The 17,025-nt window shown below is 51.8% G+C and carries 13 protein-coding genes; 9 read left to right on the forward strand and 4 right to left on the reverse strand.

The features are described 5' to 3' along the window. Positions 1-26: 26 nt before the first annotated feature. Positions 27-2,243 (reverse strand): glycoside hydrolase family 3 C-terminal domain-containing protein, encoded by a 2,217-nt coding sequence (locus tag B1728_RS20710; RefSeq protein ID WP_079912310.1) that lies wholly within the window; start codon positions 2,241-2,243, stop codon positions 27-29. Positions 2,244-2,368: 125 nt separating this feature from the next. On the opposite strand from B1728_RS20710, the gene B1728_RS20715 reads away from it, so the two are divergent. Beyond that, the gene (locus tag B1728_RS20715) at positions 2,369-3,586 is read left to right on the forward strand and encodes a helix-turn-helix domain-containing protein (RefSeq protein WP_179136117.1); all 1,218 of its coding nucleotides are present in this window, start codon (positions 2,369-2,371) and stop codon (positions 3,584-3,586) included. Positions 3,587-3,610: 24 nt separating this feature from the next. On the opposite strand, the gene B1728_RS20720 is transcribed toward B1728_RS20715, so the two are convergent. Continuing rightward, a complete protein-coding gene (locus tag B1728_RS20720; protein ID WP_079912312.1) occupies positions 3,611-4,975 on the reverse strand; it encodes a glycoside-pentoside-hexuronide (GPH):cation symporter in 1,365 nt (454 codons plus the stop codon). Positions 4,976-5,509: 534 nt separating this feature from the next. Here B1728_RS20720 and iolD point away from each other — a divergent pair. The 7 genes from iolD to B1728_RS20755 all read left to right on the forward strand — a co-directional run bounded on the left by iolD (position 5,510) and on the right by B1728_RS20755 (position 13,656). Continuing rightward, on the forward strand, positions 5,510-7,375 hold the full coding sequence (gene iolD / locus B1728_RS20725; RefSeq protein WP_079912313.1) for a 3D-(3,5/4)-trihydroxycyclohexane-1,2-dione acylhydrolase (decyclizing): 1,866 nt from the start codon (positions 5,510-5,512) through the stop codon (positions 7,373-7,375). A 39-nt stretch (positions 7,376-7,414) separates the two neighbouring features. Next, complete coding sequence (gene iolE / locus B1728_RS20730; protein ID WP_079912314.1) at positions 7,415-8,296, forward strand: myo-inosose-2 dehydratase; 882 nt, start codon at positions 7,415-7,417, stop codon at positions 8,294-8,296. A gap of 124 nt (positions 8,297-8,420) precedes the next feature. Further along, a complete protein-coding gene (gene iolG, locus B1728_RS20735) occupies positions 8,421-9,446 on the forward strand; it encodes an inositol 2-dehydrogenase (protein WP_079912315.1) in 1,026 nt (341 codons plus the stop codon). Positions 9,447-9,462: 16 nt separating this feature from the next. Then, positions 9,463-10,284: a 5-deoxy-glucuronate isomerase gene (iolB, locus tag B1728_RS20740; protein WP_079912316.1), complete on the forward strand. Its 822-nt coding sequence runs from the start codon at positions 9,463-9,465 to the stop codon at positions 10,282-10,284. A 24-nt stretch (positions 10,285-10,308) separates the two neighbouring features. After that, positions 10,309-11,304 (forward strand): 5-dehydro-2-deoxygluconokinase, encoded by a 996-nt coding sequence (gene iolC, locus B1728_RS20745; protein ID WP_079912317.1) that lies wholly within the window; start codon positions 10,309-10,311, stop codon positions 11,302-11,304. A 34-nt stretch (positions 11,305-11,338) separates the two neighbouring features. Further along, complete coding sequence (locus B1728_RS20750; protein ID WP_079912318.1) at positions 11,339-12,169, forward strand: class II fructose-bisphosphate aldolase; 831 nt, start codon at positions 11,339-11,341, stop codon at positions 12,167-12,169. A 17-nt stretch (positions 12,170-12,186) separates the two neighbouring features. Then, complete coding sequence (locus tag B1728_RS20755) at positions 12,187-13,656, forward strand: CoA-acylating methylmalonate-semialdehyde dehydrogenase (RefSeq protein WP_079912319.1); 1,470 nt, start codon at positions 12,187-12,189, stop codon at positions 13,654-13,656. 127 nt (positions 13,657-13,783) lie between these two features. Here the strand turns inward: B1728_RS20755 and B1728_RS20760 are convergent, their stop codons facing one another. Next, on the reverse strand, positions 13,784-14,239 hold the full coding sequence (locus tag B1728_RS20760) for a GNAT family N-acetyltransferase (protein WP_079912320.1): 456 nt from the start codon (positions 14,237-14,239) through the stop codon (positions 13,784-13,786). Positions 14,240-14,377: 138 nt separating this feature from the next. Beyond that, entirely contained in the window at positions 14,378-15,697 is a 1,320-nt protein-coding gene (locus B1728_RS20765) for an ABC transporter substrate-binding protein (protein WP_079912321.1), read from the reverse strand. Positions 15,698-15,908: 211 nt separating this feature from the next. Here B1728_RS20765 and B1728_RS20770 point away from each other — a divergent pair, with 211 nt between their 5' ends. After that, the gene (locus B1728_RS20770; protein ID WP_079912322.1) at positions 15,909-16,814 is read left to right on the forward strand and encodes an AraC family transcriptional regulator; all 906 of its coding nucleotides are present in this window, start codon (positions 15,909-15,911) and stop codon (positions 16,812-16,814) included. Positions 16,815-17,025 lie beyond the last annotated feature (211 nt).

The raw sequence follows: 17,025 nt of genomic DNA on the forward strand, positions 1-17,025 counted from the left end.
TCGGTTCCTTTCTTACGCCTCGAGGGCTATTCAAAAGCGCTTCGAATTTGATCCGTCAGCTCCTGCGGGTAGCCGAACGAAGGCAGGAAGTTCAGAATGGTACGGATCGGCATGCCCAGATAAAGAGCATACATCGGGTTATCTTCTGTGATCTTCATTTGATCCATTAGGGTTTGAGCCTTATCCTTATAGCGTTCATCACTTAGCCAAGCTTGAAGGGAGTGAAGCGTCGTTAATGGCTCTCGAACCTCCCGGGCATTAATAAATTCAACCGTTTCCGTTAGACGAATATCTCTACAAGAGGCCCCGACAAGAATTTGGAACTCGCCGGATTCAACCTCAAACCTTGAAAGATGCTCCACGTAATGAGCGAAGGCTCGTTCATTCAGTTCGATTTGCACGGACTTCGTTTCCCCCGGAGCCAGCTCGACCTTGGCAAAGCCCTTCAGCTCCTTGTCGGCTTTTATAACCGAGGATTTCAGATCGCGCACGTACACCTGCACTGTTTCTTTACCCGAACGGCCGCCGGCGTTTTTCACATCAACCGTTACCGTTAACACATCTCCGTTGGTTAAGGTTTGTCCGGAAAGGCGCAGGTTGGAATACTCGAACTCGGTATAGGAAAGGCCGAACCCGAACGGATAGAGTACATCCAGCTTTTTCGTGTCGTAATACCGATAGCCTGCAAAAATGCCTTCCGAGTACTTAACCTGCTGGACATTTCCGGGAAACGAAAGATAGGACGGGTTATGCTCCAAAGCTATTGGAAACGTCTCCGTAAGCTTACCGGAAGGATTGACTTCGCCGAATAAGATGTTCGCAATGGCCGCGCCGCCCGCCTGCCCTGGAAGCCAAGCCTGCACGATAGCCTTAGCCATCGGTTCGTACGCTCCGATCTGTGTGGCGGAACCGCTGTTCACAACGACAATGACGTTCGGATTGACCTCGGATACTCGTTTAATGAGCTGAGTATGGCTATGAGGGATGTTTAAATCCGTTCGGTCATAGCCTTCACTTTCGATTTTTTCAGTCGTACCGACGAAGAGGATCACTGCATCTTGTCCTGCGGCCAGCTCACAAGCTTCTTTGATGTACTCTTCTGAATCCGAATCACCATCATACCCTCTGCCGTACACGGTATTTGCGAACTTGGAGATTTCATGCAGCGGAATGTCCAGCTTCGCAGGATTCATATGGGAGCTGCCGCCGCCCTGAAAACGGGGCTTCACTGCAAATTCTCCCAGCACAGCAACCTTCACTTGCTTGGCAAGCGGCAGGAGGGCATTCTCATTTTTCAGAAGCACAATGCCTTCTTCCGCCACTTGGCGTGCCATTTCATGATGCCGCAGCATATCAATCGATTTTACTTCCCGCTTATGCTCAAGCACCTTTTGGATCACCTTCAAAATTCGGCGTACATGGTCGTCAAGCTGTTCGTCTGTGACCAGGCTTTGCTTGTATGCCTGCAGGACTTCTACGTTTCTTGTTCCCGGACCGGGCATCTCCAGATCAAGGCCGTACTGTACGGACTTTATTTTATCTATCACAGCCCCCCAGTCGGACATGACCAAGCCGTCAAAGCCCCACTCTTGCTTCAAAACTCCATTTAAATATTCGTCGTAATTCGCCATATGGGTTCCATTGACCTTATTGTAGGAGCACATGACGGTCCACGGCTTGGCTTCCTTTACCACCATTTCAAAAGGGAGCATGTACAATTCCCGCAGCGTTCGTTCATCTACCTCCGAGCTGACCACCATTCGATTGGTTTCCTGCTCATTGGCAACAAAATGCTTAATGGATGTTCCGATTCCGCCTTCTTGCACCCCGCGGACAAAAGCGGCTCCCATTTTCCCCGTCAAGTAGGGGTCCTCGGAGAAATATTCGAAGTTGCGTCCGCCGAGCGGAGAACGTTTTCCGTTCAATCCGGGACCCAGCAGAACCCCGACGTCATAGTACTGACATTCCTCCGCCATTACACCGGCCATCTCCCGGATCAGCTGTTCATTCCATGTCGCCGCCATAGCCGCCTCGATGGGAAAAGCAGTGGCAGATTTCGTATGAGAAAGCATCTCGCCAGGCTCCGTACCCGTTGATAGTCTGACTCCATGCGGACCATCGGTAAGGACAATGGATGGAATGCTCAGACGCTCTATCGCTTCCGTGCTCCAAAATGTCGCCCCGGCTAACAAACGGATTTTCTCCTCGACGGTCATTTGGCCGATAAGTTCTTCAATATTCATAGGTTTACCTCCTTGGGACTTACACTCGGTACAGTTCTTACAATCCAATGTACTCCCTATTCGTAATTATTTATGGTATGATTCGAAGAAATTTTGTAAATTTTAAACGTGACGGGAGGAGAAGGATGACGAATACTCCACTGACCATGACAGAAATTCAAGTCATCAGCCGCTTGTTTCATGATAATTTCGGACTATCCGTTCATTATCTCGATGATTTGGGAGATACGCTATGGAAGCTTGGCGAGCAAACCATACCGTTCTACATGAATCGGCAAGACTGGTACCGTCCTATTCAGGCGTCGAAGCAAAAATCCATCAAGCCGATCCTTATTACAGTCACAGGTGTAGAATATTATGCTGTTATACACGCGCGTCGAGGGTCAGACATGGAAACCTTTGTTATTGGTCCGGCAACGTTGTTGGAAGTAACGGGTGACACGATTTCGGGACTTCTGAACGACTATGGATTGAACTTCAAGCATCATGGAGAGCTGATCGATTATTTCGAACGGATTCCCATTATGAGCAGGAGCCAAATGCAGCATGCCTGCCGGATGTTGTATTACCTGCTGTTCCGCCAAGAACTTCGGCCTGAGGAGATTTCAGAATACGCTCAACCGGGCTCCGAGCCTATCCGAAATGAAGATGTCGTCAAAGCATTAATGGACCAAAGGGATAATTTTGTTTTTCATCCGGATTATAATTTTGAGCGGCAAATGCTGCGGATGATTAAAGAAGGGCAGAAGGAGGAGCTGAAAAAGCTTCTGAATTCATTTCCGAATCAGCCTGGTAAGCTTGCCAAAAAGAGCCAGCTGAGAAACGGGAAAAACTACGCCATTTGCGCTATTACGCTGGCAACCAGAGCCGCCATTGACGGTGGGCTTAACGATGAAATCGCGCGAACGATGAGCGATATTTATATTCAACAGATAGAAGAGGTAACCTCATACAGCGACGTGAAAATAAAGCAGAACGAATTTATGCTGGAGTTCGCCCATCGTGTCGCGAAGCTTAGGGAGCAAACGTTCTCTAAAACCGTTCTGACATGCAAAAACTATATATTTAATCATCTGTATGAGGACATTACCGTTACCAAATTATCCGAGCTGACCCACCTGCATCCGAACTACTTGTCCCAGGTATTTAAAAAAGAAGTCGGTTGCTCCCTGAAGGAATATATACAGCAGGTCAAGGTGGAGGAAGCGAAAAGCTTGCTGAAATTAAACGAGCTTTCCCTGTCGGAAATTTGCTTCCGCTTAAACTTTAATGACCAGAGTTACTTTACAAAAGTATTCAAGAAGTTTACAGGCAAGACCCCGAAGCAATTTCAAAACGAATAAAGGGGCCCGAAGGCCCCTTAAGCATCAATTCGGTTGCAGCGCTTCGCGCTCTTTAATCTCTTTCACGTAGCGTTTAAAGGTGTTCTCGTCCAGTTTGTAGAAGGCCAGGATAGCGATGCCCACGAAAGAGCCGATAATCGGGATTATCGTCACCATCACCAATATTCCATGGAGCGCACCGGCTGTTTGAACGGCATTAGGCACATAGCCGATGGCGGTCAGGATGGTCGCCGACATCTTGGAGCCGATCGCCTGAGCCAGCAGCTGGATGAAGATGAATGCTGAATAAATCGTTCCTTCCGATCTTAATCCGGTACGCCAGACACCGTACTCGATCGTATCGGGAACCATCGCCCATAGGAGCGGTGTCGTTAAACCAAACCCCAGATAGCTGATTCCGCCAAATAAAAATATCATTTCCATGCTGGAATGAAGGAAATAAAATCCGAGCAAGCCTAGAATGACAATACTTTGGCTGATAATCCCCACATTTCTTTTGCCGAATTTCTTCACGAGCATAGGATTCAGAAGGATCCCTACGATTTGAATCGAAAAGCCTACCAGCGAATAGACGGAAAACAGATTGGCTTGGCCGACGTTATACTTAAAGAAATATAACGACGCGGCATTTTTCGTAGAAAGCGACAGCATGTTGACCAAAATAAACAACAGCAGCCATAGCAGATACTTATTTAGGAACACCGTCTTCAATTGATTAGTAACGGTAACGCGTTCGGCCATTTGGCTTGTTGATGAAGCTGGAGCGGAGGCGTGCCCCACGCCTTTAGTTCCAAGGAAAGTAACCAGCATGGTAAGGACCAGAATGAGACCGTACAGCATATAAACCATATGAAACCCGTTCGACTCCGATTGGAAGGAGTGAACCATAGGCAGCGTAGCGCTGCTGACAATCAGCCCCCCAAACTGGCCGAAAAACACCTTGATGGAGGAAATTCGCGATCTCGCTTGATAATCATCGGACATGGCGGCGAGCGCCGAGCTGTAAGGAACGTTGATAAGGGAGTAAAAAACGTTGAACAAAATATAGGTCACATAAGCGTAAACGAGCTTCCCTGACGAATCAAAACCGGGAACGGTAAATAACAGAAACCCGATAATGGCTAACGGAAAACATCCGAATAAAAAGTACGGGCGGAATTTCCCCCACCGGCTCTTCGTACGGTCAACAAAGATACCCATTAACGGATTGGCGATCAAATTGACAAGCTGCGCGGTAAACATCAGCGTTCCTGCCGCCGTGGCCGAAATCCCCATGTTATCCGTGTAAAAATACAAAAGGTACGTTGAAATAGAAATATAAAATAAATTCAATCCGAAGTTTCCCGTGGCATAACTAAAGACCTGTGATGCTTTGAATTTGTTGGACATCGTCTATCCTCCTTGTTACAAATTATATCCACAACCGTGCAATTCCATTGAATGCGCATTCATTTAGGGTTTGAATCCATTTCGCAGGATTGATTATTTTCCTCTGTGATGATCTTCCTCCCTTATTACGGGTTGTTGTTTTTACACCAATTCATCTTGCAGCAGTGGTTGTACTGCTTTAACATCATAAGAGATTCATTTTTATCGTTATGGTACTTTTCAAAGATTTTTGGATGAAAATCTAAACTTTTTCAAACGTATAGAGGTTCATAAAATCGAAGCTCCAGCAGCCGGCGGGGAACCCTTGCCTGAGGGTTCTCAGCAATCCATCGTGTTGCTAAACGGATCGATAGGCTCTAGAGAAAGTTTCTTTTTGCTCATTGACAACATTGGAAAGATGAGTTAAATTTGAGGTAAGGGAAAGCGCTTAACCAATATTGAAATAGTTGAACACTCTGAATGTATTATTAGCTTGCTTATGCAATATATTGTTTTAGGTGAAGCGCTTAAATCTAATGGGTGGGGGAGCGGTTTATGAAAACGGTATCATTAACGATGGCGCAAGCCTTGCTTCGTTTTTTGAACAACCAGTACATCGAGATCGACGGCGTTGAGCACAAGTGCTTCAAGGGCGTCATGGGCATCTTCGGCCACGGCAATGTAACGGGGCTCGGTCAAGCGCTGGAGCAGTACAAGGATGAGATTCTGTTCATCCAAGGCAAGAACGAGCAGGGCATGGCTCACGCCGCCATCGCTTACGCGAAGCAGAAGAACCGGCTGGAGATGTTCGCCTGCACCTCATCTATCGGTCCGGGCGCGCTGAATATGGTGACGGCAGCCGGAGTCGCTACGGTCAACCGGATTCCGCTCTTGCTGCTGCCCGGCGACGTGTTTGCCAGCAGGCAGCCTGATCCCGTGCTGCAGCAGATCGAATATCCGCTGGATTACACGATGACGGCGAACGACGCGTTCAAGCCGGTCAGCAAATATTGGGACCGCATCAACCGTCCCGAGCAGCTGATGACGGCGGCGATCAACGCGATGCGGGTGCTTACCGACCCGGCTGAGACAGGGGCCGTAACATTATGCCTGCCGCAGGACGTGCAGTGTGAAGCGTACGACTATCCGGAGTCATTCTTGGCCAAACGCGTGCATCATATCGACAGGAAGCCGGCGGCTCCAAGCGCCGTATCCCGTGCGGTGGAGCTGATCCGCGGCAAGAAGCGTCCGCTGATCGTAGCGGGAGGCGGCGTCCATTATTCATTGGCTGTCGATGAGCTCAGGCAGTTCGCGGAAGCATTCAACATCCCGGTCACCGAGACACAGGCGGGCAAGAGCGCCATCTCCTGGCAGCATCCGCTCAGCTTCGGCGGTGTAGGGGTCACGGGAACGCTTGGAGCGAACCGGCTGGCGGCACAAGCGGATCTTATCATCGGCGTCGGTACGAGAATGTCCGACTTCTCCACGGCCTCCAAGACCGCGTTCTCCCGGGAAGGCGTCGAGTTTCTGAATCTGAACGTCAGCTCCCTGGACGCTTATAAGATGGACGGCACTTATGTTACGGCCGATGCACGGGAAGCTCTCCGGGCTATCGCCGGACAACTGAAGGCCCATGGTTATCAATCCGATTACTCTTCTGAGGAATTGGGGGAGCTGAAGCGGCAGTGGGATGACGAAGTGGACCGCTTATATCATCTCGAGCGCCCTGACGGCTTGACGCAGACACAGGTTCTGGGCGAGATTAACGGCTTCATCGGTGAGAAGGACGTCATCGTTTGCGCGGCGGGAAGCTTGCCGGGTGATCTGCACCGCGTCTGGAGAACGACACAACCCAAGACGTACCACATGGAATATGGGTTCTCCTGCATGGGCTATGAGGTGTCCGGCGCATTCGGGATCAAGCTTGCGGAGCCGGATCACGAGGTTTATGCCTTGGTCGGCGACGGCAGCTATTTGATGCTTCACTCCGAGCTGGTGACGAGCTTGCAGGAAGGGAGAAAAATCACCATCCTCCTGTTCGACAACCACGGCTTCCAATGCATTCACAATTTGCAAAGAGGCCATGGCAGCGGCAGCTTCGGCAACGAGTTCCGCGAACGGTCTGAGTCGACCAGCCAGCTTACCGGGGACTATATGCCGATTGACTTTGCAGCTCATGCCCGCAGCTTGGGAGCCAAGGCTTACTCCGTCCGCACGATAGAGGAGCTGAGAGCAGCCCTTCAGCAGGCAAAGGCAGAGCAAGTCACAACCCTGATCGACATGAAGGTGCTTCCGGGAACGAATACGGACGGCTACGATTCCTGGTGGCATGTAGGCGTTGCGGAGGTTTCCGAGATGGATAGCGTGAAACAATCCTATAAGGAGCTTCAGGCTAAATTAAGCACGGCGCCCAAATGGTAACTCGTAATCCATCGTCTAAACGAAGAGAGGAGACTCCCCATGAAAGTAAAGTATGGAATCTCGGCGATCAATTGGGTCAATGAGGACATTATGGAGCTGGGCGATCATTATACCGCCGAGCAGGTGCTCGGGGATATGTCCCGTCTGGGCTTTGAAGGAACGGAATTTTGCCGTAAATTCCCTCGCGATACGGAACAGCTGAAGCAGCTGCTGGACCGCCACGGCATGGTATTGACCTCGCAGTGGAAAAGCGTCCACTTCAGCCAGCCGGAGCGCAGGGAGGAGGAGCTCCAGGCGTTTCGCGAGCATGCCGACTTTTTGAAAGCGATGGGCTGCCGCTATGTGGTGACCTGCGAAACAGGCAATGCGTTCGAGAATCTGGAGAACAATTCGGTGCACATCGAGCCATTAACCGACGAGCAGTGGAAGCATATGGCGGAAGGCTTGAATGAAGCCGGCCGCTACTGCAGGGACAACGGCATGCAGCTGGTCTATCATTACCATGGAGAGACCGTGGTTGAGAGCGGGGATGAAATCGCCCGATTGATGGAGTCCACCGATCCCGAGCTGGTGCACATGCTCTATGATACCGGGCACGCCTACTTCGGAGGCAGCGATCCGCTGCACATTTTGCAAACCTATTATGACCGTATCCGATATATTCATCTGAAGGACATCCGGCAGGAGGTGCTGGACTGGAAGCGCCAAGAGGGAATTCGGTTCAGAGAAGCGGTGCGCAAAGGCATCTTCACCGTCCCTGGAGACGGCTGCATCGACTTCCAGCCGATCTTTAACGAGCTGAAGGCCCGCGGGTATGAGGGCTGGATGATCATTGAAGCGGAGCAGGACCCGTCCATCGCCGATCCGGTGGAATATGCGCAAAAAGCAAAGGCTTACTTAAGTGAAATTACCGGCAGCTAGCCTGTCGAGAGATCAAGTTCAGATTTCAAAAAGAAGACCGTACAGACGATTCCAGTAGGCGGTCAGCACGCACTTATACTAAGATAAAGCGCTTAACCCATATGAGCGACAGTGAGGTCATACTATGGATAAATTATCAATCGGCATTATCGGAGCGGGGAGAATCGGAAGGCTGCATGCAGAGCATCTGACACGCAACGGCCGTGCCGACATTCGTACCATATCAGACGTGTACTTAACCGACGAGCTTAAAGAGTGGGCCGCCGGGTTAGGCATACCTAACGTAACGGGCAATTACAAGGATATTATAGAGGACCCGGATATCGACGCCGTGTTCATTTGCTCCTCTACCAATACGCATGTTCCTTTTATTACAGAAGCGGCGCGGGCAGGCAAGCATATTTTCTGCGAAAAGCCCATCAGCCTGGATTATCGCCAAACGGCTGCTGCATTAGAGGAGGTAAAGTCGGCGGGAGTCGTTCTCCAAACGGGCTTCAACCGCCGCTTTGATCATAACTTCAATAGAGTGCGCGAGCTGGTGAAGGCAGGACGTATAGGAGAGCCGCATCTGATCAAAATTACGTCCCGTGACCCGGCGCCGCCAAACCATGAATATATCAAAGTATCAGGCGGGCTGTTCATGGATATGGCGATACATGATTTTGATATGGCCAGATACTTGTCCGGCAGCGAGGTGACGGAGGTATACGCCCAAGGGGCGGTTCTCGTAGACCCGGTAATCGGCGAATTAGGTGATATCGATACGGCAATCATCAGCCTGAAATTCGCGAACGGAGCGCTCGGCGTTATCGATAACAGCCGCAAAGCGGTCTATGGATACGATCAGCGCGTAGAGGTATTCGGCTCGGAAGGCAGCATCGGAGTGCAGAACGATCATCCGAACACGGCGGAGATCAGTACGGCTAACGGAGTGATTCGGGATAACCCGAAATATTTTTTCCTGGAGCGGTACCACGATGCCTATATCGAAGAAACGCGCCAGTTCATCGATTGCATTCTGAATGGAAATCCGGTGCCGGTAGACGGCAACGACGCATTCCAGGCGGAGAAAATTGCCTACGCGGCCAAAGTGTCCCTGCTTGAGGGACGCCCCGTGAAGCTGAGCGAGATCGAAGTCGGAGTCGGCTGAAAAAGGAGGAGCGGAAATGTCCAAAAGCGAGCTGATTGTCAGCAGCGCTGCAGCGCCACGCGAAGACGGGTGCGTATTAAGCATAACGCCTCATTCGGCAGGATGGAAATTCGTCGGCTTTGAGGTATACCGTCTGGAGGCGGGACAGCGGCTGCAGCACGAGACAGGCGAAGAGGAAGTATGCCTTGTGCTGATCGGAGGCAAGGCCAATGTGGCTACGGCAGAGCAGAGCTGGGAGCAGATAGGGGAAAGGATGAGCGTGTTCGAGCAAATTCCGCCCTATGCGGTCTATGTTCCGTCCGGTGACCGTTATGAGGTAGAAGCGCTGACGGGTCTGGAATTGGCGGTATGCCGTGCCCCGGGCAAAGGAACGTACGAGGCGCGCTTGATCACCCCGTCACAGATCGAGGTGGAGATTCGCGGCAAAGGGAATGCCGAGCGGCGAATTCATCAGATTTTACCGGAGAACGAACCGGCGGACAGCCTGCTCGTCGTCGAGGTGCTAACGCCTAACGGCCATTGGTCGAGCTATCCGCCGCATAAGCATGACGAAGAGCGCTTGCCTGAGCAATCTTATTTGGAAGAGACCTATTATCATAAAATCCAGCCGGAGCATGGCTTTGCCATCCAAAGAGTCTATACGGACGACCGTTCACTCAATGAGACTCTGGCCGTAAGTAACGGGGATGCGGTACTTGTCCCGCGGGGGTACCATCCGGTATCGGCTCCGCCCGGGTACGACTTGTATTACTTGAACGTTATGGCCGGTCCGGTCCGGACGTGGAAGTTCAAGAACGATCCTGATCACGAATGGATCTTTAAGGAATGGACGAAATAACAAACCCTACCGAGGAGGACCAATATGAGCCTGATTACATTTGATGAGAGCCGTCCGATGGATTTTATCGGCCTGGGCCGTCTGTGCATTGATTTGAACGCGAATGAAATTCACCGTCCGATGGAAGAGACGCGTACCTTTACCAAATATGTCGGAGGTTCGCCTGCTAACATCACGATTGCTATTGCTCGTCTGGGCAAGAAGGCAGGGTTCATCGGCAGAGTATCGGATGATCAGCATGGACGCTTCATTACGAGCTATCTGGAGCAGCGGGGAATTGACACCTCCAGCGTCATTACGGATAAGTCCGGGACCGTTACGGGTCTTGCCTTCACAGAGATCAAATCGCCGACGGATTGCAGTATCCAGATGTACCGCGATAACGTGGCAGATTTGAAGCTGGAGCCGAACGATGTACGGGAGGAGTATATCAAGAACGCCAAGGCGATCATGATTTCCGGCACGGCGCTTGCTGCAAGCCCTTCACGGGAAGCGGTGTTCAAGGCGGTTGAGCTCGCCCGCAAGCATAATGTCGTCGTCTTCTTCGATATCGATTACCGCCCTTATACATGGAAATCCCGCGAGGAAACGGGGATCTATTGCAGTCTGGTCGCAGAAAAGAGTGATGTGATCCTGGGCGGCAGAGAAGAATTCGATCTGCTGGAGGCTCCGTACGGTCCGCTGCAAAAGGACGATACCGCGACGGCGAACCGCTGGTTTGCCCATCATGCGAAGATCGTGCTGGTCAAGCACGGCGGAGACGGTTCGGTCGCGTTCACCAAGGACGGGCAAAGCTTCACGGGAACGACCTTCCCGGCCAATGTCGTCAAGACCTTCGGCGCAGGAGATTCGTTCGCGGGAGCGTTTATCTACGGGCTTATGAACGGATGGGACATTGCACGCAGCCAGCAGTTCGGCGCGGCCTCCGCTTCCATCGTCGTTTCGAGCCACAGCTGCTCGGATGCGATGCCGACGGCAGAGGAAATTCAAGCCGTCATCGATAAACATACGAATTCATAAAACGCGCCAGGGATAGGAAGGGAGAGACCCATTCATGCTAGTTACCTTGAAACAAATCGCCGATGAAGCCGCGGAGAGGGATTATGCGGTTCCGGCATTCAATATATTCGGATACGAGGACATCATTCCGGTCATCAGAGCCGCCGAGGAGAAGAAAGCCCCGGTCATTCTGGCGGCCAACATTCCGGCCATTCAGCATATGCCGCTCGCATACCTGGCTCCGCTTATGCTGCAGGCGGCCAAGAGCGCATCGGTACCGGTGTGCGTGCATCTGGACCACGGCAAAGATTTGCAGGCTTGCTCCGGTGCGATCGAGCACGGCTTCAGCTCCGTGATGTACGACGGCTCCCAGCTGCCGCTCGAGGAAAACATACGCAGGACGAAGGAAATCGCGGATTATGCCCATGAGAGGGGCATTTCCGTCGAAGCGGAGATCGGCTCCGTCGGCTATAGCGATCCGTCCATCGCGATGAAGCACCAGCTGTCCGATCCGGACGAAGTCGAACAATTCGTTCGCGAAACCGGGATCGACGCGGTGGCGGTCTCCGTAGGGACCGTCCATCGGATGGAGACGCAGGGAGCCAGCATCGACTTTGACCTGCTGGGACGCATTCAGAGCAGGGTCAGCATTCCGCTCGTCATTCACGGCTCCAGCGGAGTCCCCGACGATCAGCTGCGCAGACTGGCATCGACCCGAGTAGCCAAGATCAATATCGGCACGGCGCTGCGGATGGCTTTCGGCAACACCTTGCGCGATGAGATGGAGCAGAAGCCGAAGGCGTTTGACCGGATCAGCTTGTTCGGACGACCTATGGCAGCCGTTCAGGAAGCGGCGGCCCACAAATTTTCCATTCTGGGGTTCTAATAAGGAGACGATACGCGATGACACAACCAACACAAACAGCAGCGGTTCCCGCTCTGAAAAATTTTATCGGCGGCCGGTGGGTCGAATCGGCCTCCTCCCAATACGAGGCGGTGCCGAATCCGGCTACAGGCGAGGTGCTGGCGACGGTTCCTTTGTCGACCCGGCAGGATGTCGATGCGGCGGTCGCTGCTGCAGCCGAAGCCTTCAAGGAATGGCGGCATGTGGCCGTTCCGAGACGCGCACGCATTTTGTTCAAGTACCAGCAGCTGCTGGTAGAAAACTGGAGATCCCTCGCTGAGCTGGTTACCAAGGAAAATGGCAAAAGCTACAGCGAAGCGTATGGCGAAGTACAGCGCGGCATTGAATGCGTCGAGTTCGCCGCAGGCGCTCCGACCTTGATGATGGGCAGCACCTTGCCTGATATTGCGACCGGTCTCGAATCGAATATGCACCGTTATCCGATCGGAGTCGTAGGCGGCATCACGCCGTTCAACTTCCCGATGATGGTCCCTTGCTGGATGTTCCCGCTGGCTATTGCATGCGGCAACACCTTCGTGCTGAAGCCGTCGGAGCGGACGCCGCTCTTGGCCAACCGGTTGGCCGAGCTGCTGACCGAAGCCGGGCTGCCGGACGGCGTGTTCAACATCGTGCACGGAGCGCACGATGTGGTGAACGGCCTGCTCGAGCACAAGAGCATCAGCGCCATCTCCTTCGTCGGCTCCCAGCCTGTCGCCGAGTATGTGTACAAGACGGCGGCGGCTCACGGCAAGCGGGTACAGGCTCTGGCCGGCGCCAAGAACCATTCCATCGTGATGCCGGACGCCAATCTGGATCTCGCGGTGAAAGAGATCATCAACGCGTCCTTCGGCTCCGCCGGCGAGCGCTGCATGGCGACTTCCGTCGTCGTAGCGGTGGGCAGCGTCGCTGACGAGCTGGTGAAGCGGCTCGCGGAAGCGGCTCAAGCCATCACGATAGGCGATGGCTCGAAGGACGGGGTGTTCCTGGGACCGGTGATCCGTGATTCCCACAAAGCCCGTACGCTTCAGTACATCGAAGCCGGTGCCAGCGAAGGAGCGCAGCTGATTCTTGACGGCCGCGAGGTGCCGGAGGCAAGCGGCAGCGGCTACTTCGTCGGACCGACGATATTCGATCATGTGAAGCAGGGAATGAAAATTTGGACCGATGAGATTTTTGCACCGGTGCTATCCATCGTACGGGTGGATACACTGGATGAGGCGATCGAGCTTGCCAACGCCTCGGAATTCGCCAACGGCGGCTGCATCTATACGGACAGCGCCAAAGCGATTCGCCATTACCGCGAGAATATTGACGCAGGTATGCTGGGTGTCAATGTAGGCGTACCGGCGCCTATGGCCTTCTTCCCGTTCTCGGGCTACAAGAAGTCGTTCTACGGCGATCTGCATGCCAACGGCAAGGACGGAGTCGAGTTCTACACGCGCAAAAAAATGATCGTTGCGCGTTACTAGGATCTAAGCTGAACATAAAAACCAGCCTATGCCCGAACATCACATACGGGAGCATAAGCTGGTTTTTGATATTGCGGTCATCTTGTTGACCCAATCGGGGCATAACTGCATTAAGACAAGGCTTCGATCAACCAAGCGCCAGCTTGGCGACGACCTCCTTATGCGTACCGTGGCTGATCACTTCACCGGTTTTGCGGAAGCCCAAGCTTTCGTATAATTTCTCCGCCGCCGTATTATCCGGGTTATAGGATATTTTAATGTCCGGACTGCAGTCAGGCAGGGAACGAATAAGCTCGATGGCACGAAGGAGAGCCGCTCTCCCGTACCCTTTTCCCTGATGCTTCTTATCGATCATCAGCCGAACAATCCAGTAGCAATCATCCTCAGGATCGCAGCCGTACATAACCAAACCCACCATCGTATTCTCGTTATAAATGGCCAAAGGCTCTTTATCCGGTTCGAATTTGGATTGAAGAATCGAGTACACATTGGGAGCGACGAACCGCTCCTGGTCTTGGTGTACAGACAGACGGACGCACTGCTCCCAATTGTCAGACGTTATGGCTTTTAGCTGAATCCTCAAAAGATACGCCCTCCTCCCGTTCTATGATATCTTCATCATAGCAGACGGGGATGACATCTTCATGGGATAGTATCGTTCATACGGATAGTTTCCGTCATGGCTCACTGGGGATCGGCAGTGAGGATGCCTTCTTTTCAGCTACGGCTTACGGTTCTGCTCGATAAATTTATCCATCTGTTCGTTGTACTGCCGCATAGCGGTATTCACATCCATGTTCTCCTTCATGATCGTCTTCATCAGATTGGTAATCTGATTGAACGCCTCGCTGGCAAATTCTGTCGGCGGGAAGGCCGGGGCAGGCTTGGTTTTGAAGACGGCCTGAATATTTTTCCCTTTGAGGAAATCGAGATCCTTACCGAACTCCTCCTGGAACTTCTTATCCTTCAGCACGGAGCCCTTGCCCATATGGGACATATCCAGCTGAACCTCGTCGGAGACGACCGTCGTCATAACCTTGAAGGCGGCGTCCTTCACCTTGGACGAAGGAGACATGAGCATGATGTGCATATCCGCCTGCGTACCGATGCCGGGTCTTTCCGCAAAGACCGGATAGGAAGCAAGGTCCCAGTTATTCCATACGTCCTTGACCTCCGCCAAATTCCCAAGGTTGTTCAAGCCGGCCAGCATGGCGATGGTGCGGTCCTTGACGAACGCATTCACCCCTGGGCTGAACGGCTGCACTTTGTTGTTGCCGGGGATGCTGTACACGTTCTTGACCATTTCCAGCACGGTCTTCCATTGATCGGTATTTACAATCGACTTATAGGATTTGGGATCGATAAGAGGCAGGGACAGCTGGGACGCAGGCCGGTAGACCGAATCCGGCTCCAAGCCCCGGTACTGCACGCCGTTATCCATTCGGGTCATTTGCTTGGCCAGCTCCGTAACCTCGTACCAGGTCATCCCGTCCTTCGGATAGGGGACCCCGAATTTATCGAAAATATCCTTGTTATAATAAAGCGCATTGAATTGAACATAGTAAGGAATTCCGACAAGATAATCCGTCTGGTTGTTCGCCTTGACCGTATCGAGCAGCTCGGATTGGAAGCGGCTCAGATCGTAGTTGTTTTCCTTGATGATGGCGGTCATATCCTCTTGAATGCCGAGCAGTTTCGTTCCTTGCAGCGTTAACGAATTGGTGACGTTAATATCGGGCAGAGCCCCGGCGACGAGCAGCTTCTCGAAGGAATTGTTCTTGTCGTCCAGTTTGACAATGTCCACGGTGATGTACGGATATTTCTTTTTCACGGGATCGATGATGTAGCGCTGAATTTCATTATCGGTCATGTAGCTTGGACGGATGCCGAAGGTTACCGTTACAGGATCTTTATTTTCCTCCTTCACCGCCGGCTGGTCTTTCCCGGTTGCCGTCTCCTTCCCTCCGCATGCGGAAAGCATTCCTGCCAATAAGACGAGGCTGAGTACAGCAGCTCCTTGTTTTCCACTCCATTGTATCATGGCTCGAAGACCTCCTAGGTTGATTTGAAAACGATTCCATTACGTAAAATTATAGAAACAGCGGAAGAAAAATGATATTCTAATTTTTAATCATTCTTTATTCAAAATTGTCATTTACGATTTTTTAATATTAATAAAATGTTAAGAAACAAGGGTTGAATAACATTCAAATTTGCTCTATTAAGGGTAGAAGTGCGGGAGGCGAAGAGGAATGGCTAAGCCTGTCGGGGCGATGGCAGAGGCAAGAAATGAGCTGGTGATTTATCAAAATCCGCTGCTGTTCCTGAAGGTATGGGAGCTGGAGCGCAGCAACGTACATATCGGGGATTGGCATTATCATAAGGAGGTCGAATTTTTGGCCGTAAGGCAGGGGCAGCTGGATATTTATACCAAAAATACGGCAATGACTTTACAAGAAGGAGATGTCTTTCTGCTCGGGGCATCTCAGCTGCACAGGTCCGAGAGAAGTGCGGATCCGCTTCGCTATGTGGTGCTGCAAGTGAATTTGACCCAATATTTGGATCAAAGCACGCTTCCTTTCCTGCATGGGTTCTCCGAGCTTACGAATCCGCTGGACGATTTGAATTATATCTTCGCAAGCAATCCGGATGCCCGGAGGGAGGCGCATCGGCTGATTGTGCATATTTTTGAGGAAATGCAGGAGAAGCGCCGGGGGTATGAAATGGCGATTGCGATAGCGGTCAGAAGTCTCATGCTGCTGCTCGTCCGTTACGACAAACAGGGCGCACTCAAGGGCTCGGAGGATGTCGAGATCATCCGCTTGAAGCCGGTGCTGAACTACGTCGATACGCACATCGGAGAGAAAATCACGGTGCATGATGTCTGCAGTCTGCTGAATCTGAGCTATCATTATTTCGTGAAATATTTTAAGAAAGTGATGGGCATAACCTTCCTCGATTACGTGAATTTCAAACGGATCAAGATGGCCGAATGCATGCTGCTGACTCAGGATTTAAGCATTATAGAGGTGGGCTGCAGGGTCGGGATTCCGAATGTGGCGCAATTTTATAAAATGTTCAAGCGGTATAATCCCTGCTCGCCCAAAGAGTTCCGTTCGAGGCTTAAAGAGGGGAGCGGAGAGGGAAGTCCGGTATAAGGGGAAGCGGTTAGTTTCAAATCGTATTATCAGATTAAGATGTTGCGATTGCTGAGGTCCGAACGTACTGGGTATGATAAAAAATGATCGCAGGGACCTGTCTTATACGTCCACGGGATGACCGGTCGACTAGTTTCATATCATGATATCCCGGAGCTCCCCGCAGTTCGGGGACCAAGGAGATGCTTGAGCCGGGTCTGTTTTTTCTGTG

It is taken from the genome of Paenibacillus sp. 32352, assembly GCF_002042965.1.
Classification (GTDB): domain Bacteria; phylum Bacillota; class Bacilli; order Paenibacillales; family NBRC-103111; genus Paenibacillus_S; species Paenibacillus_S vulneris.

Excerpts from the sequence above, each read along its gene's own strand:
- B1728_RS20750 (WP_079912318.1), top strand. The coding sequence starts at position 11,339 with ATGCTAGTTACCTTGAAACAAATCGCCGATGAAGCCGCGGAGAGGGAT.
- iolD (WP_079912313.1), top strand. The coding sequence starts at position 5,510 with ATGAAAACGGTATCATTAACGATGGCGCAAGCCTTGCTTCGTTTTTTG.
- iolC (WP_079912317.1), top strand. The coding sequence starts at position 10,309 with ATGAGCCTGATTACATTTGATGAGAGCCGTCCGATGGATTTTATCGGC.
- B1728_RS20720 (WP_079912312.1), bottom strand. The coding sequence starts at position 4,975 with ATGTCCAACAAATTCAAAGCATCACAGGTCTTTAGTTATGCCACGGGA.
- B1728_RS20770 (WP_079912322.1), top strand. The coding sequence starts at position 15,909 with ATGGCTAAGCCTGTCGGGGCGATGGCAGAGGCAAGAAATGAGCTGGTG.
- iolG (WP_079912315.1), top strand. The coding sequence starts at position 8,421 with ATGGATAAATTATCAATCGGCATTATCGGAGCGGGGAGAATCGGAAGG.
- B1728_RS20755 (WP_079912319.1), top strand. The coding sequence starts at position 12,187 with ATGACACAACCAACACAAACAGCAGCGGTTCCCGCTCTGAAAAATTTT.
- B1728_RS20710 (WP_079912310.1), bottom strand. The coding sequence starts at position 2,243 with ATGAATATTGAAGAACTTATCGGCCAAATGACCGTCGAGGAGAAAATC.
- B1728_RS20715 (WP_179136117.1), top strand. The coding sequence starts at position 2,369 with ATGACGAATACTCCACTGACCATGACAGAAATTCAAGTCATCAGCCGC.
- iolE (WP_079912314.1), top strand. The coding sequence starts at position 7,415 with ATGAAAGTAAAGTATGGAATCTCGGCGATCAATTGGGTCAATGAGGAC.
- iolB (WP_079912316.1), top strand. The coding sequence starts at position 9,463 with ATGTCCAAAAGCGAGCTGATTGTCAGCAGCGCTGCAGCGCCACGCGAA.
- B1728_RS20765 (WP_079912321.1), bottom strand. The coding sequence starts at position 15,697 with ATGATACAATGGAGTGGAAAACAAGGAGCTGCTGTACTCAGCCTCGTC.